16 protein-coding genes and 1 tRNA gene are annotated in these 23992 nt (G+C 70.5%); 12 read left to right on the top strand and 5 right to left on the bottom strand.

All coding sequences use genetic code 11. The features are described 5' to 3' along the window. The first annotated feature begins 31 nt into the window (after positions 1-31). The 5 genes from OHB01_RS05420 (at position 32) to trpS (ending at position 5965) form a co-directional block, all read left to right on the top strand. The gene (locus OHB01_RS05420; RefSeq protein WP_142650784.1) at positions 32-1390 is read left to right on the top strand and encodes a DUF1116 domain-containing protein; all 1359 of its coding nucleotides are present in this window, start codon (positions 32-34) and stop codon (positions 1388-1390) included. 5 nt (positions 1391-1395) lie between these two features. Next, the gene (locus tag OHB01_RS05425; RefSeq protein ID WP_142650785.1) at positions 1396-2952 is read left to right on the top strand and encodes an amidase family protein; all 1557 of its coding nucleotides are present in this window, start codon (positions 1396-1398) and stop codon (positions 2950-2952) included. Further along, on the top strand, positions 2949-3359 hold the full coding sequence (locus tag OHB01_RS05430; RefSeq protein ID WP_205830896.1) for a DUF2237 family protein: 411 nt from the start codon (positions 2949-2951) through the stop codon (positions 3357-3359). Before OHB01_RS05425 ends, OHB01_RS05430 begins: the two co-directional genes overlap by 4 nt. Next, positions 3356-4618 carry an MFS transporter gene (locus tag OHB01_RS05435; RefSeq protein ID WP_142650786.1) on the top strand — a complete coding sequence of 421 codons (1263 nt, stop codon included), beginning with the start codon at positions 3356-3358 and terminating at the stop codon, positions 4616-4618. Before OHB01_RS05430 ends, OHB01_RS05435 begins: the two co-directional genes overlap by 4 nt. 267 nt (positions 4619-4885) lie before the next feature. Next, positions 4886-5965: a tryptophan--tRNA ligase gene (gene trpS, locus OHB01_RS05440; RefSeq protein WP_142650787.1), complete on the top strand. Its 1080-nt coding sequence runs from the start codon at positions 4886-4888 to the stop codon at positions 5963-5965. Positions 5966-6091: 126 nt separating this feature from the next. On the opposite strand, the gene OHB01_RS05445 is transcribed toward trpS, so the two are convergent. From OHB01_RS05445 to OHB01_RS05455, 3 genes are all read right to left on the bottom strand, one after another. Beyond that, complete coding sequence (locus tag OHB01_RS05445; protein ID WP_142650788.1) at positions 6092-7069, bottom strand: ribose-phosphate diphosphokinase; 978 nt, start codon at positions 7067-7069, stop codon at positions 6092-6094. A 262-nt stretch (positions 7070-7331) separates the two neighbouring features. Then, the gene (gene glmU, locus OHB01_RS05450) at positions 7332-8801 is read right to left on the bottom strand and encodes a bifunctional UDP-N-acetylglucosamine diphosphorylase/glucosamine-1-phosphate N-acetyltransferase GlmU (protein WP_142650789.1); all 1470 of its coding nucleotides are present in this window, start codon (positions 8799-8801) and stop codon (positions 7332-7334) included. A gap of 181 nt (positions 8802-8982) precedes the next feature. Then, positions 8983-9053 (bottom strand) — tRNA-Gln (locus OHB01_RS05455). A 623-nt stretch (positions 9054-9676) separates the two neighbouring features. Here OHB01_RS05455 and OHB01_RS05460 point away from each other — a divergent pair. The 4 genes from OHB01_RS05460 (at position 9677) to OHB01_RS05475 (ending at position 15562) form a co-directional block, all read left to right on the top strand. Continuing rightward, entirely contained in the window at positions 9677-10615 is a 939-nt protein-coding gene (locus tag OHB01_RS05460) for an acyl-CoA desaturase (protein ID WP_142650790.1), read from the top strand. A 352-nt stretch (positions 10616-10967) separates the two neighbouring features. Beyond that, complete coding sequence (locus OHB01_RS05465; RefSeq protein ID WP_142650805.1) at positions 10968-11984, top strand: TetR/AcrR family transcriptional regulator; 1017 nt, start codon at positions 10968-10970, stop codon at positions 11982-11984. Between the two features lie 547 nt (positions 11985-12531). Further along, a complete protein-coding gene (locus tag OHB01_RS05470) occupies positions 12532-14628 on the top strand; it encodes an RNA degradosome polyphosphate kinase (protein ID WP_142650791.1) in 2097 nt (698 codons plus the stop codon). 31 nt (positions 14629-14659) lie between these two features. Next, positions 14660-15562: an NUDIX hydrolase gene (locus OHB01_RS05475; RefSeq protein WP_240971943.1), complete on the top strand. Its 903-nt coding sequence runs from the start codon at positions 14660-14662 to the stop codon at positions 15560-15562. A 4-nt stretch (positions 15563-15566) separates the two neighbouring features. Here OHB01_RS05475 and OHB01_RS05480 read toward each other — a convergent pair whose 3' ends face one another. Further along, positions 15567-17123 carry a CYTH and CHAD domain-containing protein gene (locus tag OHB01_RS05480; RefSeq protein ID WP_142650792.1) on the bottom strand — a complete coding sequence of 519 codons (1557 nt, stop codon included), beginning with the start codon at positions 17121-17123 and terminating at the stop codon, positions 15567-15569. A gap of 136 nt (positions 17124-17259) precedes the next feature. Further along, positions 17260-18018 carry a trans-aconitate 2-methyltransferase gene (locus OHB01_RS05485; RefSeq protein ID WP_185949063.1) on the bottom strand — a complete coding sequence of 253 codons (759 nt, stop codon included), beginning with the start codon at positions 18016-18018 and terminating at the stop codon, positions 17260-17262. Positions 18019-18102: 84 nt separating this feature from the next. Here OHB01_RS05485 and OHB01_RS05490 point away from each other — a divergent pair, with 84 nt between their 5' ends. The 3 genes from OHB01_RS05490 (at position 18103) to OHB01_RS05500 (ending at position 23853) form a co-directional block, all read left to right on the top strand. Continuing rightward, positions 18103-18627, top strand: coding sequence for a MarR family winged helix-turn-helix transcriptional regulator (locus OHB01_RS05490; protein WP_142650793.1), 525 nt, complete (start codon positions 18103-18105; stop codon positions 18625-18627). A gap of 471 nt (positions 18628-19098) precedes the next feature. Then, positions 19099-20808: a hypothetical protein gene (locus tag OHB01_RS05495; RefSeq protein WP_328855019.1), complete on the top strand. Its 1710-nt coding sequence runs from the start codon at positions 19099-19101 to the stop codon at positions 20806-20808. Positions 20809-22275: 1467 nt separating this feature from the next. Further along, complete coding sequence (locus tag OHB01_RS05500; RefSeq protein ID WP_328855020.1) at positions 22276-23853, top strand: hypothetical protein; 1578 nt, start codon at positions 22276-22278, stop codon at positions 23851-23853. Positions 23854-23992 lie beyond the last annotated feature (139 nt).

The raw sequence follows: 23992 nt of genomic DNA on the forward strand, positions 1-23992 counted from the left end.
CTTCCTCCCCCTCCCGCTCAGGAGTACCACCATGTCCAATGCCACCCCGCCGTCCGGCGCCACCCTGCCGTCCGGCGCCACCCTGCCGTCCGGCGCCACCCCGCCGTCCGGCGCCGCCCCGGCGTCCGACCCCACGCAGGCGACCCTCGACGCCCTGAACGGCACCGAGGTCCGTCTGCGCCGCGTCTGCAAGGCGCGGGACGCCACCGACCGGGTCGGGCCCCGGCGTTTCCTGCACGCCGGGCCGCCGATCGACCTGGCCGACGTCACCGGGCCCATGCGCGGCGCGATCATCGCGGGCCTGCTGCTGGAGAAGGAGGCCGCGACCGTCGCCGAGGCCGAGGCGATCATCGACGCCGGCGAGGTGACCATCAGCCCCTGTCACGACGCCAACGCCGTCGGGGCGATGGCCGGGGTCGTCACGCCGAGCACGCCCGTCGTGGTCGCCGAGGCCACGGGCGGCATCACGACGTTCTCCCCCCTGAACGAGGGGATCGGCGGCGCGATGCGCTACGGGTCGTACGACGAGGGGACGCTCTCGCGGCTGCGGTGGCTCGGCGACGTGCTCGCCCCCGCCCTCGACGAGGCCGTGCGGCGCAGCGACCCCCTCGACCTGATCGCCCTGGTGGCCGAGGGGCTGCGACGCGGCGACGACTGCCACAACCGGCTGGTCGCGACCAGCGCGGCCCTGCTCGCGGCGCTCACCCCCGGCCTGCTGCGCGCCCCCCTGGACCGTACGGACGCCGCGGACGTCGTCGCGTTCATCTCGGGCAACGGGCACTTCGCGCTGCCCTTCGCGATCTCGGCGGCCAAGGCGGTGACGGTCGCCGCCGGGGGGATCCCGGGCAGTCCGATCGTGACGGCCATGGCGAGCAACGGGCGGGAGTTCGGCATCCGCGTCAGCGGGCTCGGCGACCGCTGGTTCACCGTGCCCGCGCCGATCGGCGACCCGGTTCTGCTGGACGGGGCGACCATCGACGACGTCAACCCGACCATGGGCGACTCGATGATCGCCGAGACGGCCGGCTTCGGCGCGTTCGCGATGACCGCCGCGCCGGCGATCATGTCCTTCGTCGGCGGCGACATGGCCCGCGCCATGGAGATCACCCGGAGCATGCGGACCGTCTGCGCCGGCACGAGCCGGCGTTTCCTCATCCCCGGTGAGGACTTCCGGGGGACGCCGCTCGGCATCGACGTGCACCGGGTGCGCGCGACCGGCGTCGAACCCGTCATCAACAACGGCCTCGCGCACCGGGAGCCCGGACGCGGCCGGGTCGGAGCCGGGATCACTCCCATCCCGGTGGAGCCCTTCGCGGCGGCGAGCCGGGCGCTGGAGGAGGCCGGCTTCGCGCCGTCCGGCGTGGCCGGGGAACCGGAGACGCGCGCGTGAGCGGCATGAGCATCCCCTCCTTCAGCCCCGCGGACCTCGCCGCCGTCGCCGCCAGATGGAGGCTCGACCCCGGCCTGGTGGCACGGCTCGGCCCGGCCGTCGACCGCATGCGCGAGGTCTACCTGCGGGTCCGCGATCTGGCGACCGAGGGACAGCCCCCCGAGCCGCCGCCCGTCCCCGTCACCCGGGTCTCCCGGGGGCCCGGCAACCCGTACGGCGCCTGGCTCTACACCGTGGACGAACCCGGACCTCCGGGGAGCGGACCGCTCGCCGGGCGGACGGTGACCGTCAAGGAGTCGATCGCGGTGCGCGGGGTGCCGATGACGCTGGGCAGCCGCCTCATGGCCGGTTTCGTGCCCGCGTCCGACTCGGTGGTGGTCGGCAGGGCGCGGGCGGCCGGGGCGGTGATCCTCGGCACGTCCGTCTGCGAGGACCTGTGCTACTCCGGGTCGAGCTTCACCAGCGCGCACGGACCCGTCGGGAACCCCTGGGACCCGCGCCGCTCCGCCGGCGGCTCCTCCAGCGGCGCCGCCGTCCTGGTGGCGACCGGGCAGGCCGACTACGGCATCGGCACCGATCACGGCGGCTCGGTCCGCAACCCCGCCGCCTGGTCCGGCGTGTTCGGCCTCAAGCCCACCTACGGCGTGATCGACTACGACGGCGCCATGCCGACCGAGCGCACGCTGGACCACATCGGCGTGCTCACCCGGACCGCCGCCGACCTGATCCCCTTCCTCGAGGCGACCGCGACGCCGCGCCCGGACGGGGACGGCGAGCCGTACGCCGCTGGGTACGCCCGGGAGGTTGCCGGGCTGCGCGCCGGGCTGCTCGCCGAGGGATTCGGGTGGCCGGGCCGATCCGATCCCCGGGTCGACGGCCTGGTGCGGGAGTCCGGCCTGGCGCTGGAACGGCTCGGACTGACCGTGTCCGAGGTGTCGGTGCCGCTGCACCGGTTCGGGCGGGACATCCACCTGCCCATCTCCATCGAGGGCGGTCTCACCACGGTCTTCGAGTCCCGTCTCCAGGGCAACAACCACTTCGGGCCTTACCACCCGAACTTCGGGGAGGCGTTCGGCGAGGCCCTGACCCGGCGCCCCGAGGACATCCCGGTCGGCGGGGTGCTGGCCCTCGTCGGAGCCACGCTGCTGCGGGACGCCACCCACGGCAAGGTCATGGCCTACGCGCAGCGCCTGCGGCGGCGGCTGCGCGAGCAGATCGACGACGCGCTGCGCGAGGTCGATCTCCTCGTCCTGCCGACCGTCCCGATGCCGCCGCATCTCCTCCCGGCCGACCCGCGCACGGCCGTGATCGACACCGAGATGCCCTTCGAGATGCACGACAACAACTGCGTGTTCAACCTGACCGGGCACCCGGCGCTCAGCGTCCCCTGCGGGTTCGTGGACGGGCTGCCGGTCGGCATGCTCCTCGTCGGGCGTCCCGGCGCGGACGCGCGCCTGGTCCGCGTGGCCGCCGAGTTCGAAGAGCACGTCTTCCGCTGCCCACCGCCCCCGGCGCGGCACGAGACCGCGGGCGACGACCTCACCACCACAAGGAGCCGATGATGACCGAGCAGGCGCTGAACGTCTTCGGCGAGCCGCTGGAGCCCTGCGGCTTCGACCCGATCACCGGATACCGGCGCGACGGCTACTGCTACACCGGACCCGACAACCCCAAGGGGCACACGGTCTGCGCGATCGTGGACGAGCGCTTCATCGCGTTCCAGGCGACGGTCGACAACGACATCGCGACGCCGCGGCCGGACCTAGCCTTCCCCGGGCTCAAGCCGGGCGACCACTGGTGTGTCATCGCCTCCAAGTGGTACGAGGCGTACCTGGCCGGCTGCGCCTGCCCGGTGAACCTCGCCGCGACCAACATCCGGGCCCTGGAGGTGGTCCCCCGCGAGGCGCTGATGGAGTACGGGGTGGACCCGCGTCCCGGCCGGGACGACGGCCGGGACGCCGAGCGGTGAGCCGCTGGGGCGCCCTGCGTGCCTACACCTCCCTGCCCGCCGCCACCGGTCGCCGGTTCCTGGTGGTGACGCTGGTCGGCCGCATACCCGCGACCATGGGACAGCTCGGCGCGCTGCTGCTGGTCGGCGGGGCGACGCAGTCGCTCACGCTCGGCGGCGCCACGGCCGCGGCCTTCGCCGTGGGGCAGGCGGCGGGCGGTCCCGTCGTCGGGCGGGCCGCGGACCGGTACGGGCACCGGCCCGCCGGACTGGCCGCGGCCCTGTCGCACACGGCGGCCCTCGTGCTGCTGGTGGTGTGCGTCGGGGCGGGCGCTCCCGCGTGGGCGTCGCTGACGTCCTCGGCGATCGCAGGGTTCTCGGTGCCGCAGGTGGGCCCGCTGTCCCGGGCCCGCTGGACGGCGCTGGCCCACCGCGGCCGGCTGTCGGCCGACCGCCTTCCCACCGCGATGAGCTTCGAGGGGACCGGCGACGAGATCGCGTTCGTCCTCGGCCCGGCGCTGGTGGGCGTGATCGCGACGGCGGCCTCGCCCCGGACGGCCGTGCTCGTGGCGGCCGGGCTCACGGTCACGACGTGCGTGGCGTTCGCCCTGCACGGCACGGCCACCCTGGTCGGCGGGGGCCGCGGAGGGAGCGCGGCCGCCGGGGCCCGGGTGCCGCCGGTCCCCGTGCTCCTGCTCGCCGTGGCGCTGACCGGGCTCGGCTGCTACTTCGGCTCGACCCAGGCCGGGGTCGCCTGGCGGGCGGAGGCCGCCGGCGCCGGCGGCGCGGCCGGGCTGATCTACGCGGTCCTCGGGCTGAGCAGCGCCCTCGCCGGGGTGCTCGTCCCGATGCTGCCCGCGTCCCTGTCGCTCGTCCGCCGGCTCTGGGCCGGTTTCGTCCTCCTGGGCGTCCTCAGCCTGCCCCTCGCGATCATCGGGGGTTCGAACGCCGGCGATCTGTGGGTGCTGGCCCTGCTGATCGCGTTCCCCGGCGTCACCATCGCGCCGATCCTCGTCACCGCGTACACGCTGGCCGAGATGGCGGTGCCGGTGGAGCGGATCTCCTGGGTCATGACCCTGCTCACCTCCTCCGTCGTCGTCGGCTATGCGATCGGCGCGCTGGTGTCGGGCTCCCTCGCCGACCGGTACGGCCCGGCGGCGCCTTTCCTGATCGCGCTCGCCGCGTCCGGCGTCGGCGCCGCGGCCGGCACGCTCGGGCGGCGTCGTCTGGCGGCGCTCCGCCCCGGCACGGCCGCCGCCGGCGGGGCGCACGCGCGCTGAGGGCCCCGCCCGCCACCCTCCCGAGTCCGCGGATCGCCGTCCGCTCACCGGGCGGCGGCCGCGCCTGGCCACGATGGTGGGCGGCGCTCCGGCGGATCTATACTTGGCGGCGTGATTCGCACGCTGTGTCAGGGCTGGTGGCGCTCCACGTAGGAGCGGCCATCTCACACGCGTACGACCGGGCCGTTCGGATGGACGGCCCTTTTTCGTGCTCCCTGGACGAGGGGTCGCCGTCGGGACGGCGGACCACCTGCCAAGGGAGAGACCATGACCACGATCATCGACGCCGCCCCGGACGACGACGAGCTCGGCGTGCCGGCCGCCCGGCGCCGCAGCGCCGAGCTGGAAAGACAGATCCACGAACGGCCGGGACGGTTCCGCGTGCTGACCGGTGACCGCCCGACCGGCCGGCTGCACCTGGGGCACTACTTCGGCACCCTGCACAACCGCGTCCGCCTCCAGAACCTGGGCGTGGACGTGATGGTGCTCGTCGCCGACTATCAGGTCCTGACCGACCGCGACGTCGCCGACCGGCTGGCCGAGCACGTGGAGGACCTCGTGCTCGACTACCTGGCCGTGGGCATCGACCCGGGCCGGGCCACGATCTTCACGCACAGCGCGGTCCCCGCCCTGAACCAGCTTCTGCTGCCGTTCCTCAGCCTGGTGTCGGTCGCGGAGCTGGGCCGCAACCCCACGGTCAAGGACGAGATCGCGCACTCGCGCCAGTCGGCGGTCAGCGGGCTGATGTTCACCTATCCGGTGCACCAGGCCGCCGACATCCTGTTCTGCAAGGCCGGTCTCGTGCCCGTCGGCCAGGACCAGCTTCCCCATCTGGAGGTCGCCCGCACGATCGCGCGCCGCTTCAACAGCCGCTATGGTCCGGTGTTCCCCGAGCCGGAGGCGCTGCTGTCCGCCGCTCCGCTGCTGCTCGGCACCGACGGCGGCAAGATGAGCAAGAGCCGGGGCAACGCCATCGCCCTGGCCGCGACCGCCGACGAGACCGCCCGGATGATCCGCGGCGCCAAGACCGACGCGGACCGCCGCATCACGTACGACCCGGTGGCCCGGCCCGAGGTCTCCAGCCTGGTGCTCCTGGCCGCGCTGTGCCTGGAGCGCGACCCGCACGAGGTGGCCGGGGAGATCGGCGGCCGGGGAGCGGCCGCGTTGAAGGCCGTCGTCACCGACGCGGTCAACGACTACTTCGCGCCGATCCGGGCGCGGCGCGCCGAGCTGGCCCGGGACCGCGCCCACGTCCGCCGGGTGCTGCGCGACGGCAACGAATGGGCGAACGCCATCGCCGACGACACCCTGAAGGAGGTGCGGGAGGCGATGAAGGCTCTCTACTGAAGGGAAAACCCGCCGCCTGAGGGACGCGTCGCCCACGGGCACGCGTTACTCAAGGGCACGTGTCGCGTGAAGGGGCGTGCGCGGGCTCCCGGACGGCCGGTCGGCCGGTCCGGGAGCCCGCACCGCTCAGCTGTCGCCTTCGAAGAGGCTGGTGACGGAGCCGTCGGTGAAGACCTCGGTGATGGCCCGGGCGAGCAGCGGGGCGATCGACAGGACCGTGAGGCTGTCGAACCTCTTCTCCTCCGGGATGGGCAGCGTGTTGGTCACGACCACCTCGGAGATGCGGGAGTTCTTGAGCCGGTCGACTGCCGGGTCGGAGAAGATCGCGTGCGTGGCGGCCACGATGACGTCGGTCGCGCCGTGCTCATACAGGGCGTCGGCCGCCTTGCAGATCGAGCCGCCCGTGTCGATCATGTCGTCGATCAGCACGCAGGTCCGGCCGCGCACCTTGCCGACCACCTCGTGCACCTTCACCTGGTTGGCCACGTCGAGGTCGCGCCGCTTGTGGATGAACGCCACCGGCGTGCCCAGCGTGTCGGACCAGCGCTCCGCCAGCCGTACGCGGCCGGTGTCGGGCGAGACGATCGTGGTCGTCGCCGGGTCGACCTTGCCGCGCAGGTAGTTGATCAGGACCGGCAGGGCGAACAGGTGGTCCACCGGGCCGTCGAAGAAGCCCTGGATCTGGGAGGTGTGCAGGTCGATGGACATCATGCGGTCGGCGCCGGCCTGCTTGAACAGGTCGGCCATCAGCCTGGCGGTGATCGGCTCGCGCCCGCGGCCCTTCTTGTCCTGGCGGCTGTAGCCGTAGAACGGCATGATCACGGTGATCCGCTTGGCGGAGGCCCGCTTGAGGGCGTCCACCATGATCAGCTGCTCCATGATCCACTGGTTGATCGGCGCCGTGTGGCTCTGCATGACGAAGGCGTCGCAGCCGCGCACGGACTCCAGGTAGCGCACGTAGATCTCGCCGTTGGCGAAGTCACGCAGCGCCGTCGGCGTGACCTCGACGCCGAGGGCCTGCGCCACCTCCTCGGCCAGCTCGGGGTGGGACCGGCCGGAGAAGAACATCAGGTTCCGCTCGCCGGTCGTCTTCTTGCCGCTCATGCCGCGCTCCTCGCGTGTCGAGCCTGTTCGCCGTACCGGGCATGGTGCTGGGGCCGGGCCGCGCGTAACGCCGTCCCCCCGTCTCGCCCGGGGGCCGCGAACCCCTTCGCCCGGTCGATGTGGTCGGTCACGGTGTCCTCCTGGCCTGGCCCTTCGGCGCTACGCGGCCGAAACCGCGCCTCGTACCCTTTTCCTGTCCCCGTACGGCCCGCGGAGTGGCGGGCCGCAGGTGGTCCTTTATCGACGGCGCAGTTCACCGGCTCTAGTCACCGGCGGGGTCTCTGCCGTTCGCCGCGGCCACGTCGCCGGCTTCGGTCGCCCGCCGGGCCGCCTCCGCGGACCGGGTGCCGGCGCGGCGGCGCTCCACCCAGCCCTCGATGTTGCGCTGCTTGCCCCGGGCGACCGCCATCGCCCCCGGCGGCACGTCCGACGTGATCACCGATCCGGCGGCCGTGTAGGCGCCGTCCCCGATCGTGACCGGGGCGACGAGCATGTTGTCGCTGCCCACACGCACGTGATCGCCCACGACCGTGTGGTGCTTGGCGACGCCGTCGTAGTTGACGAAGACGCAGGCGGCGCCGATGTTCGAGCCGACCCCGATCGTCGCGTCGCCGACGTACGTGAGGTGGGGGACCTTGGAGCCCTCGCCGATCCGCGCGTTCTTGGTCTCGACGAACGCGCCGATCTTGCCCTTGGCGCCGAGCACGGTGCCGGGGCGCAGGTAGGAGAAGGGGCCCACGACGGCGCCGGGGCCGATCTCCGCACCGTCGGAGACGGTGTTGCGTACGACGGCCTCCTCGCCGACGACCGTGTCGGTCAGTGTGGTGCCCGGCCCGACCTCGGCTCCCGCCCCGATCCTCGTGGCGCCCTTGAGCTGGGTGCCGGGGTGGATCACGGCGTCGGGCTCCATCTCGACCCCCGCGTCGATCCACGTGCTCGCCGGATCGACGACGGTCACGCCGGCGCGCATGTGCGCCTGGAGGATGCGGTCGTTGAGCACGCGCCGGACGAAGGCGAGCTGGACGCGGTCGTTGACACCCTCGACCTCGGCGTGGTCGGCGGCCACGTGCGCGCCCACCCGGTGGCCGTCCTCGCGGAGGATGGCCAGCACGTCGGTCAGATATTCCTCGCCCTGGGCGTTGGCGGCGCCGATCCGCCTCAGGCCGTCGGCCAGCAACGCGCCGTCGAAGGCGTACACGCCGGAGTTCATCTCGGCGATCGCGCGCTGCTCGGGGGTCGCGTCCTTCTCCTCGACGATCTCCAGCACCGCGCCGCTCTCGTCGCGCACGATCCGGCCGTAGCCGGTCGGGTCGGGGACGACGGCGGTCAGCACCGTGACGGCGTTGCCGTCGGCGGCGTGCCGTTCCAGCAGGGCAGTCAGGGTCTCGGTGCGCAGCAGGGGCGTGTCACCGTACGTCACCAGGACGGTGCCGTCGAACGGGCCCTCGGCTTCGAGCGCGGTGCGCACGGCGTGGCCGGTGCCGTTCTGCTTCTCCTGGACGACCGTGCGGGCGTCGGCGGCGGTCGTCGCGAGATGGGCGCCGACCTGCTCACGCGCATGCCCGATGACCACGATCAGCCGCTCGGGCGACAGGCCGCGCGCAGCGGCCAGCATGTGGTCGACCAGCGCTCGGCCACAGACCTCGTGGAGGACTTTTGGGGTTTTCGACTTCATCCGGGTGCCCTCGCCGGCGGCGAGGACGATCACGGCTGCCGGGCGCGGCACACTCACGGATTGAGGCTCCCTCGGCGTCGCGGCTCACTACGGATCGTGACTGTATGGATTGAGGGCGGCTTCCCACGCGTCCAATACCCAGGAACCGCACGGTCACCCGCTCGACAAGGTGAGCTTACCTGCCGTACCCCAGGAGGGAACCAGCCCCCCTGGGGCTCCGACAGCCGGACGAAACAGGCTCCCGGGGGAGGATTCGAACCTCCGTTGACAGAACCAAAATCTGTAGTCTTGCCCCTAGACGACCCGGGATGGGCGCGAAGTGCCGTTTTGTCGGATCCCGGCGCCCGCCGGAATCCGACACTCAGGATACAGAGCAGTCCCCCCGGCGCGCTCCCCCAAAATCCAGCGCGAGGAAAACCCCGGCCGAGGCCGCGGAACCCCCGGGCATCCAGCGACAAGCAGGCCGCACTCAGGTGCGGCCAGGCCGATCGGGGGTCACGCCTCCCGCCCCGCCAGGTCCGGGCGCGGGCCATGCCACGCCCCTCGATCGGACCGGCCGCATACCTAGAACGCGCTCTCGATCGGCTTGGCGACCTGCTCCTCGACGGTCCGCCTCGCCGCCGCGGCCCGGCAGCGGCACCGCGTCGCCCCGTCCGGCAGGACCGCGCATGATGCCGAGCACGACGGCCGGGGATGTTATCGAGAGGGCATAGCGGGCAGATCGCCGTGGACGCCGCGGCATCGGCGACGCGGCCGGATGTGAGCACGAGGCACTACCAGATGGCCGACCGTTGACGCAAGACGTGGATTCGCCACCAGTTGCGGCCCGGAGCGTCACCTTCCACACATTCGCTCTTAGGGATTCCTAACTTACGATGGCGTAGGTTACGGTTCCGTAGCCAGACATTCTTCCCCATCTCGTGAGGTAGCCCATGACCGTCCTGACCGAACGTCCCTCACCACAGCCGAAGCCGGAGTTCGAGCCGGAAGGCAAGAGCAAAGCCGATCTGGTCGTCTTCGGACTCGTCGTCGGCCTTCCGATCCTCGCGGTCATCGCCGCCGTGCCGTTCGCCTGGGGATGGGGCCTGGGCTGGACCGATGTCGCGATCGCCGCCGCCTTCTACATCGTGTCCGGCTTGGGGGTCACGGTCGGGTTCCACCGCTATTTCACCCACGGCTCGTTCAAGGCCAACCGGCCTTTGAAGATCGCGCTCGGGATCGCCGGCAGCCTGTCGCTTGAGATGTCGGTGGTGGACTGGGTAGCCGCCCACCGTAAGCACCACAAGTTCTCCGACAAGGAGGGCGACCCGCACTCGCCGTGGCGGTTCGGGCCCGGCTTCAAGTCGATGTGCAAGGGCCTGCTGTACGCGCACGTGGGCTGGCTCTTCGAGGTCGAGCGCGTCAACCGCGCCAAGTACGCCCCGGACCTGCTCAAGGACCCGGACATCATGAAGCTGCACCGGTGGTTCCCGACGTTGGCGATCACCTCCCTGCTGCTCCCGCCGGTCCTTGGCGGCCTCATCACCTGGTCGTGGCAGGGCGCGCTCACCGCGTTCTTCTGGGGCACGCTGATCCGGATCGGGCTGCTGCACCACGTGACCTGGTCGATCAACTCCATCTGCCACGTGTTCGGCGAGGAGGTGTTCGAGTCGCGCGACAAGTCCCGCAACGTGTGGTGGCTGGCCATCCCGTCGTTCGGCGAGTCGTGGCACAACCTGCACCACTCCGACCCCACCTGCGCCCGGCACGGCGCGCTGAAGGGCCAGATCGACCTCAGCGCGGGCCTGATCCGCTGGTTCGAGAAGGCCGGATGGGCCTACGACGTGCGCTGGCCGACCCCCGAGCGGCTGGCGGCGAAGCGCATTGCCTGACGACTCAGTCAGCGGTGACGGCAGGGCCGCTCCGCGTAACGCGGCGGCCCTGTCCCTCACACCGACGTCCCCCGCATCCGCACCCTCTTCTCCGGCGGCGCAGGCCACACCCGCCCTCCCGGCACCCGCCCGGCAGGCCCCTGCCCGTTCGACGTCGGCCCGTTCAACGTCGGCCCGTTCAACGTCGGCCCGTTCGGCATCTGCCCGTCAGGCACCGGCCCGTTCGGCATCGGCCGCCGCCGGCACTCGTACGGCCTCCGCCTCCGCGGTGGTCGTACCGGCGCGTCCGGCCACTTCCACCAAACAATCGCGAACCGGTCCGAACCGAGTTCGAGCCGCCGCACCCGCCATGATGGAACCCGTGAGCGAGTCCTCCCGATCCCGAAGACGCATGACCGGCGCGGAACGGCGCGAGCAGCTGATCCAGGTCGGCCGTGCCCTGTTCGCGGACAAGGGCTTCGACGGCACCTCGGTCGAGGAGATCGCGGCCAGCGCCAAGGTGTCCAAGCCCGTGGTGTACGAGCACTTCGGCGGCAAGGAGGGCATCTACGCCGTCGTCATCGACCGGGAGATGCAGCGCCTGCTCAGCCTGGTCACCCAGGCCCTGTCGGCCTCGCATGCCCGCATCAAGCTGGAGCGCGCCGCACTCGCCCTCCTCCAGTACATCGAGGAGAGCAGCGAGGGATTCCGCATCCTGGTCCGCGACTCCCACGCCGCCTCGGGCACGGGCACCTTCGCCAGCCTGATCAGCGACATCGCCAGCCAGGTGGAGGACGTGCTGGCGGACGAGTTCAAGGAGCGCGGCTACGACCCCAAGCTCGCGCCGATGTACGCCCAGATGCTCGTGGGGATGACCGCCCTCACCGGGCAGTGGTGGCTCGAAGTGCGCAAGCCGCGCCGCGAGGAGGTCGCCGCTCACCTGGTGAACCTGTCCTGGAACGGCCTGACCGGCCTCGACGCCAATCCCATGCTCACCGCCGCGACGCGCGGCCTGGTCCTGTCCCCCTCCGCGGAGACCCGTACGGCGAGACCCGCCGAGCGCGAGTCGAAGGAGCAGGAAAAGCTCCGCCGCGAGCAGGAGAAGGCACGCGAACGCGAACAGCGCGAACGCGCCAAGCAACTCGAACGCCAGCAGCGCGAGCTGGAGAAGGCCAAGGAACGCGAACAGCGCGAACGGGCCAAGGAACTCGAACGGCAATTGAAGGAGCAGGAAAAGCTCCGCCGCGAGCAGGAGAAAGCGCGCGAACGCGAACAGCGCGAACGCGCCAAGCAACTCGAACGCCGCCAGCGCGAGCTGGAGAAGGCCAAGGAACGCGAACAGCGCGAACGGGCCAAGGAACTCGAACGGCAGCAGCACGGCGAGAGCTGACCGCCCGCCGGCGGCTCGCCGGCGGGCGCCGCTACAGCGCGAAAAGCCGCTCAGCACGGTCCGGCGACCCGCTCAGGGTGATCCCGCAACCCGCTCGGGGGAGGTCCGGCGACCCGCTCAGGGTGATCCCGCAACCCGCTCGGGGGAGGTCCGGCGACCCGCTCAGGGTGATCTGCGATGCCGTGGGAGCGCGGCTCGCGGGCGGTCCCCGCCGACGAGAGAGGCACGCCGGCATCACGCGGGAGGCGGAGGGCGCGCGCGGGGAAGCGCGTGCGACGCACAGGCAGCGCGCGGGAGGCCCTGCCCTGGAAGCGCGAGAGCGCGCGGGAGGCCCTGCCCTGGAAGCGCGAGAGCGCGCGGGACGCACAGGAAGCGCGTGGGACGCACAGACAGCGCACGCGGGGAGCGCGCGGCGGTCGCCGGTGACGGGTGAAGCGTGGAGATCGGGAAGAGCGCGGTCTGACAGAGTGGCCTGACAGAGCGGTCTGACGCTTTCGTTGCGGTTCAGTTAACGTTCTGTTCAACGAGTTGGGGCATATTTCGTTATATGTCCGCCCAAAGCTCCCCCGCCCGCGAGCCGGAGGAGGCCGACCTCCCCGCGCAGACGCCGCTGCCCAACGATCGGTTCCTCAACCGTGAAGAGAGCTGGCTCCAGTTCAACGAACGCGTCCTGGAGCTGGCGGAGGACTCCTCGGTGCCGCTGCTCGAACGCGTCAGGTTCCTCGCCATCTTCGCGAGCAACCTGGACGAGTTCTTCCGCGTACGGGTGGCCGGGCTCAGACGGCGGATGGCCACCGGCCTGCTGCTGCGGACGACGGGCGGGCTGAAGCCGAGCGAGGCGCTGTCGCGGATAGCGACGGTCGCCGACGACCTGGCGCGCAGGCACGCGGCGGTCTTCCACGAGCTCATCTGCCCGGAGCTCGCCGAGCAGGGCATCGCGATCGTCCGCTGGGAAGACCTCGCACGGGACGAGCGGACGGCGCTGCGCAAGCTCTTCCGTGAGCGGATCCGGCCGGTCCTGACGCCGCTGGCCGTCGATCCCGCCCACCCGTTCCCGTACATCTCGGGTCTTTCGCTGAATCTGGCCGTGACCGTGCGGAACCCGGAGAACGGCCACACGGTGTTCGCGCGGGTGAAGGTCCCCTCGCAGCTCCCCCGGTTCGTGACCGCCTCGCCGAACCGGTTCGTCCCGCTTGAGGACGTGATCGCTGCCCACCTGGGCGAGCTGTTCAAGGGCATGCAGATCGTGCAGCACCATGTCTTCCGGGTGACCAGGAACGAGGACCTGGAGGTCGACGAGGACGTCACCGAGAACCTCATGAAGGCGCTGGAGCGGGAGCTGCTGCGCCGCCGGTTCGGGCCGCCCGTACGGCTGGAGGTCGAGGACACCATCACCCCGCAGGTGCTGGAACTGCTCGTGGACGAGCTCGGCGTGTCCGACAACGAGATCTACCGGCTGCCCGGGCCGCTCGACTTGACCGGGCTGCACGCCATCGCCGACCTCGACCGCCCGGAGCTGCACTACCGGCCGTTCGTCCCGGCGGAGGCGATCAGCGCCGAGGACGACCTGTTCACCGTGCTGCGCGAGCGCGACATCCTCGTCCATCACCCGTACGACTCGTTCGCGACCAGCGTGCAGCGGTTCGTGGAGGAGGCGGCGGCAGATCCGGACGTGCTGGCGATCAAGCAGACCCTCTATCGCACCAGCGGCGACTCGCCCATCGTGGACGCGCTGATCGACGCGGCCGAGGCGGGCAAGCAGGTCGTGGTCGTGGTGGAGATCAAGGCGAGGTTCGACGAGCACGCGAACATCTCCTGGGCGCGCAAGCTGGAGACGGCCGGGTGCCACGTGGTCTACGGCGTGCTCGGCCTCAAGACGCACTGCAAGCTGGCCATGGTCGTCCGCCAGGAGGCGGGCGGCGAGCTGCGGCGCTACTGCCACATCGGCACCGGCAACTACAACCCCAAGACGGCCCGGCAGTATGAGGACTTCGGCCTGCTGACGGCGGATCCGCAGGTGGGCGAGGACGTCACCGACCTGTTCATCCACCTGACCGGATACTCCCGCCAGTCGGAGTATCGCCGGCTGCTGGTCGCGCCCAACTCGCTGCGCCAGGGCCTGCTCGCCCGGATCGAGCAGGAGATCGCCCATCGCACCGCGGGCCGCCCGGCCCGGATCCGGATCAAGACGAACTCGATCGTGGACGAGCCGATCATCGACGCGTTGTATCGCGCCTCGCAGGCGGGGGTGCCGGTGGACCTGTGGGTCCGTGGCATCTGCACCCTGCGTCCCGGTGTGCCCGGCCTGTCGGAGAACATCCGCGTACGCAGCGTGCTCGGCCGTTTCCTCGAACACTCACGGATCTACGAGTTCGGCGGGGGGCGGCGGCCGGAGATCTGGATCGGCAGCGCCGACCTGATGCGCCGCAACCTCGACCGGCGGGTCGAGGCGCTGGTCAAGGTCGCCAGCCCGCAGCAGCGCCGGTATCTGTCCGATCTGCTCGACCTGGCGTTCCGCGACACCACCACGGCCTGGACGCTGCACTCCGACGGCAAGTGGCTGCGTCACCGGGGCGAGGTCGATCTCCAGCACCATCTGATCGCCGGACGGCGCTGGCGGACCGTGGACGACGTGGCGGACTGACGGATCGACGGCCGGGGGCGGGGTCGGTGACATGGCCATGGGCATGATCAGGGCGGCCGGGGCCGTCGTCTGGCGGGGTGACGAGGACGACCCGGAGGTCGCTCTCGTGCACCGCCCGGCGTACGGCGACTGGAGCCTCCCCAAGGGGAAGCTCAAGCGCGGCGAGCACGTGATCGCCGGGGCCCTGCGCGAGGTGCGGGAGGAGACCGGCCTGGAGGTCGTGCTCGGCCGTGCGCTGCCGCCCGTGCACTACATGCACGGCGACCGGCTCAAGCGGGTGGACTACTGGCTCGCCCATGCTCTCGACGACCGGGTCGCGGCCGACGGCGACGAGGTCGATGAGGTGGTGTGGCTGCCGATCGAGGAGGCGCAGCGGCGCCTGACCCACAGGTGGGACCGCGGCCTGCTGCGCGCCGCCGGTGCCGCTCCCCTGCCGACCACGCCGCTGATCCTCGTGCGGCACGCGCTGGCGGGCTCCCGGCAGGAGTGGAAGGGCGACGACGACCTGCGGCCACTGGACGAGCGCGGGCGCGCTCAGGCCGAGGTGCTGGCCACGGTGCTGGGGGGCTACCGTCCGGCCGTGCTGGTCAGCTCGCACAGCAGGCGCTGCACGCAGACGCTCATGCCGTACGCCGAGCGGCACGGGCTGGAGGTGCGGGAGGAGACGGCGCTGTCGGAGAGCGGATACGACCCCCGCAAGGCGGAACGGCTGATGCGCGAGCTGCTGGCCGCGCCCGAGGCGGCGGTGGTGTGCAGCCACGGCAAGGTCCTGCCCGAGCTGCTGGGCATGGCGGGCCAGGCGCTGCGCGGCGTGCGGACCGCCGATCACACTCTCCCCAAGGGCGGCTTCGCCGTCCTCCACCGCGCCATGCACCCGGGCGCCACCGACCCCGGCCCCGCCCGCGTTGTCAGCCTGGAGCGTTATACGACCTGAACCCTCAGGCGAGGCGGGACCAGACGACGGGGAACTCATCGTGGGCCCGGGCCGCCTCGGCGCTCTCGATGCCCACGAGCACGCCGTAGGTGAAAGTGTCCTCCCCGGCCCGGCGGGCCCTTTCCGCCTCCTCCAGCAGCACGCCCTGGGCGACGACACCGTCCTGGTGCCGTCCGAGCACCTCCTGCACCTCCTTGGCGCGCTCGGCCGCGCCGGACATGCCGGCGGCCTCCGCCGTATATCTGGCGCGCTTGGCGGCCTTGCGCACGTCGTGCATGGCCGCCTCCCGCTCCGCGCCCTCCTCCATGCGCCGCGCCGCTTCGTAGGCGTCGGTCACCCGCCGCCAGTTCCTGTCCACGATCTTCGGCAGCGCCTTGTCCGCGTTCTTGGCCGCCGCGGCCGTCAGCGGCGGGTCGGCGGCCAGCGCGTCGAGGGCGTCGAGCAGCGCGAAATAACGGCTCTCGCTGAGCACGCCCCGGATCCGCTCGTACGCCTCGTGTTCCCTGGCCTGCAGGTCGTCGCCCAGCCTGCGGCGCGCGTCGGCGGTGACGAAGCGGGGATCGAGGCCGTCGAGCCGGCCGGCGAAGCGCGCCCTGATGACCTCCAGGTCACGCGCCTCGCCGAGCACCTCGCCGAGCCACCTGAGCTCCTCCTGGAGATCCTCGGTGCCGGCGACGATCCGTTTGAACGCCTTGAGCGCGCTGCGCAGGCGGCGGCCGGCGACCCTGGCCTTGTGGACGGCGTCCTCCTCGGCCAGCCGCACGTGCGGGTCCTGCGCGATCAGCGCGTCGGCGTGGGCGCGGAGGTAGGCGACGACGACCTCGCCGACCGAACCGGGCTCGGGCCGGATCCTCGGCGGCGGCGCGGGGATGCGGTCTCCCAGGACGCGGGCGAGTTTGCTCGCGCTGTCCGCGGGAGTGGCGCCGGCCTTGCGCAGCCGCTTGGCGACCTTCTCAAGGAGGCCGCGATCGCCCTCCTTGAGCTCGGCCTCGACCTCGCGCCAGCGCCGCACCACCGGCTCGTCCCCGAGCACGGTGCCCTTCACGCGGTCGTCGGCGATCTCCACAAGGACCGTGCTCTCCGTGCCACCCGTGCCACCCGTGCCCCCGGTGCCACCCGCGCCGCCTGTGCCGTCCGCGCTGCCCTCGCCGCCCATGCTGCCCGAGCCGCCTGCGCCACCGGGGCCGAGCAGCCGGGTGATGCTGCGGCGGGTCTCCAGCCGGGCCACCGGCGCGAGCGGGGCGCCCCGCGTGTACGCGAGGACGAGGCTCGCCAGCTCGGCGGGCACCACCTTGGCGCTGCGGGTGAGCGGCCGGGTGATCTCCTGGCGGGCTCCCTTGGCCTTGGGCAGCTTGAGGTGCCAGCCCTCGTCGTCCCCGCCGCGCCGCCTGCGCAGAGTGACGCCGCGAGCCGCCAGCCGCAGATCGGGGGTGTCGAAATAGACCGCGGTCAGGCGGTGGGAGAGCGGCTCGGACACCCCCTCGCACCCCGGCACGCCGCTGAGGTCGGGCAGGGCGAAACCCTCCGGAACGTCGAACTTGTCCTCGATCTCCAACGCCACCGTTCCCCCCGAATGCCCCGGTTTACGGTCATATGCCCCCCAAGGTGAACAGTACGTTCCGCTCACCACGGGCGCGCCGGCTCCACGCATTCATGGCCGCGGCGCGGTCAACCGGCCCGTTCGGGCGCGCGCCCACTCACAGATGCGCGACGACGAAGATCCGCCGGAACGGGAACAGCGTGCCGTACGGCCTGGGGGGATAGACGGCGCGCAGGCCGCGGGCGCAGTCGGCGAGGAAGTCGGCGTGGCGCTCGGGCGGCAGCCGGTCGAGCATGGGCCGCAGGGCGGTGCCCTTGATCCAGTTCAGCACGGCGTCCTCCCCCGGCAGCACGTGGATGTAGGTCGTCTCCCACGCGTCCACCGTGAAGCCGAGATCGGCGAGCAGGTCCACGTAGTCGGCCGGCTCCCGGACCGGCGCGTCCCGCGGCACGTCGCCCAGCTCCTCCCGCCAGGTCGTACGGCACAGCTCGCGCACGACGGCGTGACTCGGCGCGTCGAAGTTGCCGGGCACCTGGAAGGCGAGCCAGCCGTCCTCGGTCAGGTGACTCCTCCACCGGCGCAGCAGGTCGGGGTGTTCCGGCACCCACTGCAGGAGCGCGTTCGAGACGATCACGTCGACCGGGCGGGGCGGCTGCCACTCCCGGACGTCGACAACCTCGAACGTCGGCCCGGGCGGCGCCTTGGCGATCATCGCGGGCGAGGAGTCGACGCCGTGCACCCGAGCGCCGGGCCATCGGTCGCACAGGGTCGCGGTGAGCTCCCCGGTGCCGCAGCCGAGATCGACCACATACTCGGGCGACTTGGCGCCCACCCGGGCCACGAGCTCGTGGAAGGGGCGGCCGCGCTCGGCCGCGTACCGCTCGTAGACCACCGGATCCCAGATGTCCGCACCCATGCCACGCACCTCCATTATCTTGACGTCGAGATAAATCGATATCGCGGGAGATATCTCGATGTCAAGAGAAGCTAGACTCGGCCCATGACCTTCTCGAGGCCCGTCGAGGACGAAGTGGACCGGCTGGTCGCGGCCTGGAGACAGGAGCGCCCGGACCTGGACGTGACGCCTCTCGAAGTGCTGAGCCGGGTCTCCCGGCTGAGCCGGCACCTGGAACGCGAGCGCCGCGCGGCCTTCGCGTCGCACGACATGGAGTCGTGGGAGTTCGACGTGCTGACGGCCCTGCGCCGTGCGGGGGAACCGTACGAGCTGAGCCCGGGCGCACTGCTTCGCGCCACCCTGGTGACCTCCGGCACGATGACCAACCGCATCGACAGGCTGGCCGCCGGAGGGCTCGTCACCCGGCGCCCGGACCCGGAGGACCGGCGCGGCGTGCTGGTGCGGCTGACCCCCGCCGGGATGCACCGTGTGGACGCGGCCTTCGCCGACCTGCTGCGCCGCGAACGCGAACTCCTCGCAGGTCTCGACCAGCACGAACAGAAGGCACTCGCCGCCCTGCTGCGCACGCTTCTGATCCCCTTCGACACCTCCGACGCGTCCGCCCACTGATCCGGCGGAGCCGTCGCCACCCCCGGCCCGGCCGTCCGATGGAGGCGGAAGCCGGCCGGACCCCGGGGGGTTGACACCGACAAACGTTCCCGTCCGAGCTAGAACATGCCTTCTTTGACGTTTGTCGCTTTTGGCGCTTTTGGCGGCACCTCGAACGCACGCCAGCCCGCTATTGACTCATGTCCAACCGGCATCGATATGAGCATATCCATGTGATTTACGTCACACACCTTCCTTGGATCGGTCCAGCACCGGGCGAGGCCCGAGGCGACCGAAAGGTCTGTGATCAGCGGAGACGGGGTCCGCGCCGCCATGACGACGCGGCCACCACGCCGGAGCGGAGACTCTGCGGGCGCGGAGAGGAAACCCGAAATTCCTGGTTTCAGAGGGTTTCTCGTTATAACTTCCGACCGTTCCTTCACTGACGTATGGGGCGCGAGTGACGCCTCACGACAGACCAGGGAGATCCTCTTGAAACGCACTCTCGCTCTGGGCGGGGTCGCGGCCGGCCTGCTGGCCTCCGCGGCGATAGCCGCCCCGGCTCACGCCGACTCCATCCCGTCCGTCAACCTCGCCAAGACCAACCTCGCCGCGAAGGAAGTCGCGGCGTTCTGGTTCGGTCAGGCGCGGGCCAACCTGATCAACGCCACGCCGTACGGCGTGGAGACCAAGATCTCGGCCAAGCACGTGTCGACCGGCGGAGCCTCCGCCGACACCAAGGCCGGCGTTGTCGGGTCGAGCGGCGACCAGAAGGCCGCCAGCGGCAGCCTCAAGAACGTGAACCTGCCGAAGACCACCGGCAAGGTGTTCTTCATCGGCGCCGACGGCAGGCCGCACTGGTGCTCGGCGACCGCCGTGCAGTCGCAGTACAAGAACCTGGTGGCGACCGCGGGTCACTGCGTGTACGACACCAAGTCCAACGCCACGACTCTGGACAAGTGGGTCTTCATCCCCGGCTACTACGAGGGCAAGACCCCCTGGGGCATCTACGTCGGTAAGACCGCTTACACGCACTACGACTACAGCGTGTACGAGGACGGCGACCGCGACTACGCGTTCGTCACGGTCTACAACGGCGTCCAGGTCACGGACGTGCGCTACGACAAGCACGACGACCACCGCGGCAAGGGCCACAGCGGCCGCTACGACCACGACGGCAAGCACCGCGGCGGACGTGACCACGGCAAGAGCGATTGGCGTGTGGCGCCCGTCTCCGTCCGGCAGTTCCAGGCCCTGAACAGGGGCAAGGACCTCACCGGCAACGGCCCCTGGGCCAAGGGCACCGGCGTCCAGACCCACGAGATCGGCGAGTTCGCCTACCACAGCCACGCGGACTCGTACGTCAGCCGTGACGGCAAGACCCTCTACTTCCGCAAGAAGGTCTGGGACCGCGACGACTACAAGGGTCCGAAGAGCGACGACAAGCAGCTCACGCCGAAGGCCGCGCCCAGCGGCGAGAACAACCGCTTGGCGCCTCCCACGCCTCCCAAGCCCCCCACGCCTCCGAAGCCCCCCACGCCCCCGGAGCCGCCCAAGCCGCCCAAGCCGCAGCCGACCGTCACGGTCACAGCGACCGCGACCGCCACGGTCACGGCGACAGCGACCGTCACCGCGACCGCGACCGTCACCGCGACTCCCACCTACAAGCCGACGGCCAAGCCCACCTTCCGCCCGAAGTACAAGTACTACGCGCGGACGTTCTGGGCGCAGACCCGCGTCGACCACCGGCCGCACGGCACCCTGAAGATCACGCTGAAGGACGTCGGCAGCCTCGGCTCCAACGTCGGTGGTCAGGGCCTGGCCTACAACCAGAAGATCGGCACCTCGATCTTCATGTTCGGCTACCCGAGCGGGTCGCACCCGGACGGCAACTACGCCTTCACCGGCAAGACCCAGAAGTGGGCCTACGGCAAGACCTTCAAGGCGAGCTCCGCGGCCATCAAGGGCGAGGAACTCGTGGGGGTCAAGTCCTCCTTCACGGGCGAGGGCGCCATCGGCTCGTCCTGGCTCTACCGCTACAGCAACGCCAAGCGGCTCGGTTACCTGAACGGTGTGACCATCGGTGTCGCCGACACCGACGGCAACGGCCGCATCGACACCAGCATCTCGCCGTACTTCGACGGTGAGACGCTCGGCGTCTACAAGGCCGCCGCGGCCAACTGGTCCGGCAAGATCGTCTGAGTCTCCGACTCCTGACGTCCAGGAGGGCCCGGCTGTTCGCAGCCGGGCCCTTTCCTTTTGTCTGCCGCCTCTCGCCAGCCGGCTCGCGCCGGTCGCCTCACGCCCGTTGCCGTGTGCCTGGCGCCTTGTGCCTGGTCAGGGCAGCCCCTCCCCGATGGGTGACGAGCGCGGGCGGCCGCCCTGTTCGCACCGCCACGCCGGCCGCCCGTACGGCCTCTCAGGCCCGTTCCCGGCCTCCCCGGCTTGATCGACCATGTCGGAGTTCGACGGACTTTCCCCGCACAGCGGCATTAGGGAATCCGCTTCCTCGGGCCCATGACCCCTTCGCGACTTCGTCGGCACGACCCCGGAGAAAAGCACACGAACAAAGGACGGCCGGGCCACGAGGAGTCAAAAATGATCAGGACAATGATCACTGACAGACTGGTAAATCGCAATGAGGAAATCATCTGCGGCAGACCACCAAGAAAGCGAGCGGAAAGCTACTCGCACCTGCTTCCACTAAGCCTCGCCGCCAACTTACCAAGAGCACAGCATCGCGGGCATGAAAGCCTTCGAGCGGCTCTCGCATCCGCGGTCTCGCGCCGATTCCGAGGGGCACGGCAAGCCGTCACAGACAGCTCTCCCAGACGAGCCGAACGCCGACAAAACATCGATCTACCTGTGCGAATGCCACCGACCCACCGGCCTCCGAGCACGAACGACGCCCCCGCTTCGCCCTCTCGGCGACGGGCGTTCAATCACCGCCGGAATCGCGCCCGCAAACTGTGCGATGACAGTGATACTCCGCCCGGAAAACCCACTCTGCCATTCAGAGAATGCGCATCGCGAGCCGTACGGCGTTCCCGAGAAAGCTCCAGCCGAGCCCTGAACGGCTCGATTCGGCGGCTTAGAGTGCCCAGTGGATATCGGTCATCCGATTAGCTGGCTTACCGGATGGTAACCCCCTCGGCGAGAGTTCCCAGGAAACCTTCAGGAAGGCCATCGCCGCACCGCGGCGGCCACCTCTCGGCAGCCTTCCGGCGCAGGGGAACCGGAGCCGGCCAAGGCCCGCTCCAGCGGTCCAGGGAGGGCCGCGTCGCGGCCATCCAGGGATCTACGTGCTCCTTCGCACATCTCCTTGATCATCAAGTCGCACCCCCGGCCGGCCACACGGACCACGGTCCAGGCGAACGGGCACACTCTGACGCAATTTCCCGGCCATCCGGTTTCACTCAAACCTGTGATTTACGTCACATCGAGCCGTGACCGACCTGGCGCGGAACGTGACCGTAATCCTTCCACACAGCCCGCGATCAGCTCGTTTTCAGCTTCCGTTCAGGAAGCGACTGAAGGCACGAAGTTGGAGGCAATGCGCGAAGCGATCAATTCCACTTACGTCACTCCAATTGGTCCTATAGCTTTCTCCTCGTTCCTCACTGACGGATGGGGCGCAAGTGACGCCTCACGACAGACCAGGAGAAAGTTATGAAGCGCACTCTCGCTCTGGGCGGGGTCGCGGCCGGCCTGCTGGCCTCCGCGGCGATCGCCGCCCCGGCTCACGCCGACTCGGTTCCGGCCGTGAACCTGGCCAACACGAACTTCGCGGCTCAGCAGGTCGCGGCGTTCTGGTACGGCCAGGCCAAGGCCAACCTGATCAACGCCACCCCGTACACGGTGGAGACCACGGTCCCCACCAAGCACGTGTCGACCGGCGGGGCCTCCGCCGACACCAAGGCCGGCGTTGTCGGGTCGAGCGGCGACCAGAAGGCCGCCACCGGCAGCCTCAAGAACGTGAACCTGCCGAAGACCACCGGCAAGGTGTTCTTCATCGGCGCCGACGGCAAGCCGCACTGGTGCTCGGCCACCTCGGTTCAGTCGCAGTACAAGAACCTGGTGGCGACCGCGGGTCACTGCGTCTACGACACCAAGTCCAACGCCGCCACCCTGGACAAGTGGGTCTTCATCCCCGGCTACTACGAGGGCAAGACCCCCTGGGGCATCTACGTCGGTAAGACCGCTTACACGCACTACGACTACAGCGTGTACGAGGACGGCGACCGCGACTACGCGTTCGTCACGGTCTACAACGGTGTGGTTCCCACCGAGGGTGGCACCAGCGGCGGCAAGTACGAGTCGCGCGTCTACCACAACAAGTGGGACGCCTACCGTGCGAAGCGGAAGCTGCAGGCCGACAAGACCACGGGCTACTCCAAGCTCGAGGTCGTCGAGGTCAACAAGCTCTCGCGGTTCGGCAAGGAGACGGCGGTCAGCGTCGCCGACTTCCAGGCCTGGAACAAGGGCAGGAACCTGACGGGCAACGGCCCCTGGACCCCGGGCACCAGCGCGTCCGAGGCCAAGGAGATCTCCAAGAACGAGTACCGTTCCTGGAAGGACTCCTACGTCAGCAAGGACGGGAAGACCCTGTACTGGCGGACGAAGGTCCAGGCTCCGGCCGCCGCCGCGTCCGCGAGCCCGAGCCCCAGCGCCAGCGCGCAGGCCCAGGGCAACAAGTGGCAGGGCAACAACTGGGGGCACCGCGACCAGGGCCACTTCGAGTACAAGTACTTCAGCCGGACCTTCACCGCGAAGGTCATCACGGGCTACAAGGTCGTCGGCCTGAAGCTCTCGATCGGTCTGAAGGACGTCGGCACCCTCGGGTCCAACGTCGGTGGTCAGGGTCTGGCCTACAACCAGAAGATCGGCACGGGCATCTTCGAGTTCGGTTACCCGAGCGGGTCGCACCCGGACGGCAACTACGCCTTCTCCGGCAAGACCCAGAAGTGGGCCTACGGCAAGACCTTCAAGGCCTCCGCGCCGTCCCTGAAGGCCGAGGAGCTGGTGGGCATCAAGTCCTCCTTCACCGGCGAGGGCTCCATCGGTTCCGCGTGGCTGTACCGCTACAGCAACGCCAAGCGGCTCGGCTACCTCAACGGTGTGACCATCGCGGTCTCCGACACCGACGGCAACAACCGCATCGACACCAACGTCTCCCCGTACTTCGACGGTGAGACCCTGGGCGTCTACAAGGCCGCTGCCGCCAACTGGTCCGGCAAGATCGTCTGATCAACCCCCCAGTAACGCAGAGTCAAGGAAAGGGCCCGGCCTCCAGCCGGGCCCTTTTCCATTGCCCCAAAACAGTCCGGCCGCCCAGAAACAGTCCGGCGCATTGCGCCCTCGCGGAGAGTCTTGATCAGCCGACCAC

The sequence above is a fragment of the Microbispora hainanensis genome, assembly GCF_036186745.1.
Lineage (GTDB): Bacteria > Actinomycetota > Actinomycetes > Streptosporangiales > Streptosporangiaceae > Microbispora.

What these genes read in the sequence shown, in the direction of transcription:
- OHB01_RS05420 (WP_142650784.1), top strand. Translation starts at nt 32, where the DNA reads ATGTCCAATGCCACCCCGCCGTCCGGCGCCACCCTGCCGTCCGGCGCC.
- OHB01_RS05425 (WP_142650785.1), top strand. Translation starts at nt 1,396, where the DNA reads ATGAGCATCCCCTCCTTCAGCCCCGCGGACCTCGCCGCCGTCGCCGCC.
- OHB01_RS05430 (WP_205830896.1), top strand. Translation starts at nt 2,949, where the DNA reads ATGATGACCGAGCAGGCGCTGAACGTCTTCGGCGAGCCGCTGGAGCCC.
- trpS (WP_142650787.1), top strand. Translation starts at nt 4,886, where the DNA reads ATGACCACGATCATCGACGCCGCCCCGGACGACGACGAGCTCGGCGTG.
- OHB01_RS05445 (WP_142650788.1), bottom strand. Translation starts at nt 7,069, where the DNA reads ATGAGCGGCAAGAAGACGACCGGCGAGCGGAACCTGATGTTCTTCTCC.
- OHB01_RS05460 (WP_142650790.1), top strand. Translation starts at nt 9,677, where the DNA reads ATGACCGTCCTGACCGAACGTCCCTCACCACAGCCGAAGCCGGAGTTC.
- OHB01_RS05465 (WP_142650805.1), top strand. Translation starts at nt 10,968, where the DNA reads ATGGAACCCGTGAGCGAGTCCTCCCGATCCCGAAGACGCATGACCGGC.
- OHB01_RS05470 (WP_142650791.1), top strand. Translation starts at nt 12,532, where the DNA reads ATGTCCGCCCAAAGCTCCCCCGCCCGCGAGCCGGAGGAGGCCGACCTC.
- OHB01_RS05475 (WP_240971943.1), top strand. Translation starts at nt 14,660, where the DNA reads ATGGCCATGGGCATGATCAGGGCGGCCGGGGCCGTCGTCTGGCGGGGT.
- OHB01_RS05485 (WP_185949063.1), bottom strand. Translation starts at nt 18,018, where the DNA reads ATGGGTGCGGACATCTGGGATCCGGTGGTCTACGAGCGGTACGCGGCC.
- OHB01_RS05490 (WP_142650793.1), top strand. Translation starts at nt 18,103, where the DNA reads ATGACCTTCTCGAGGCCCGTCGAGGACGAAGTGGACCGGCTGGTCGCG.
- OHB01_RS05500 (WP_328855020.1), top strand. Translation starts at nt 22,276, where the DNA reads ATGAAGCGCACTCTCGCTCTGGGCGGGGTCGCGGCCGGCCTGCTGGCC.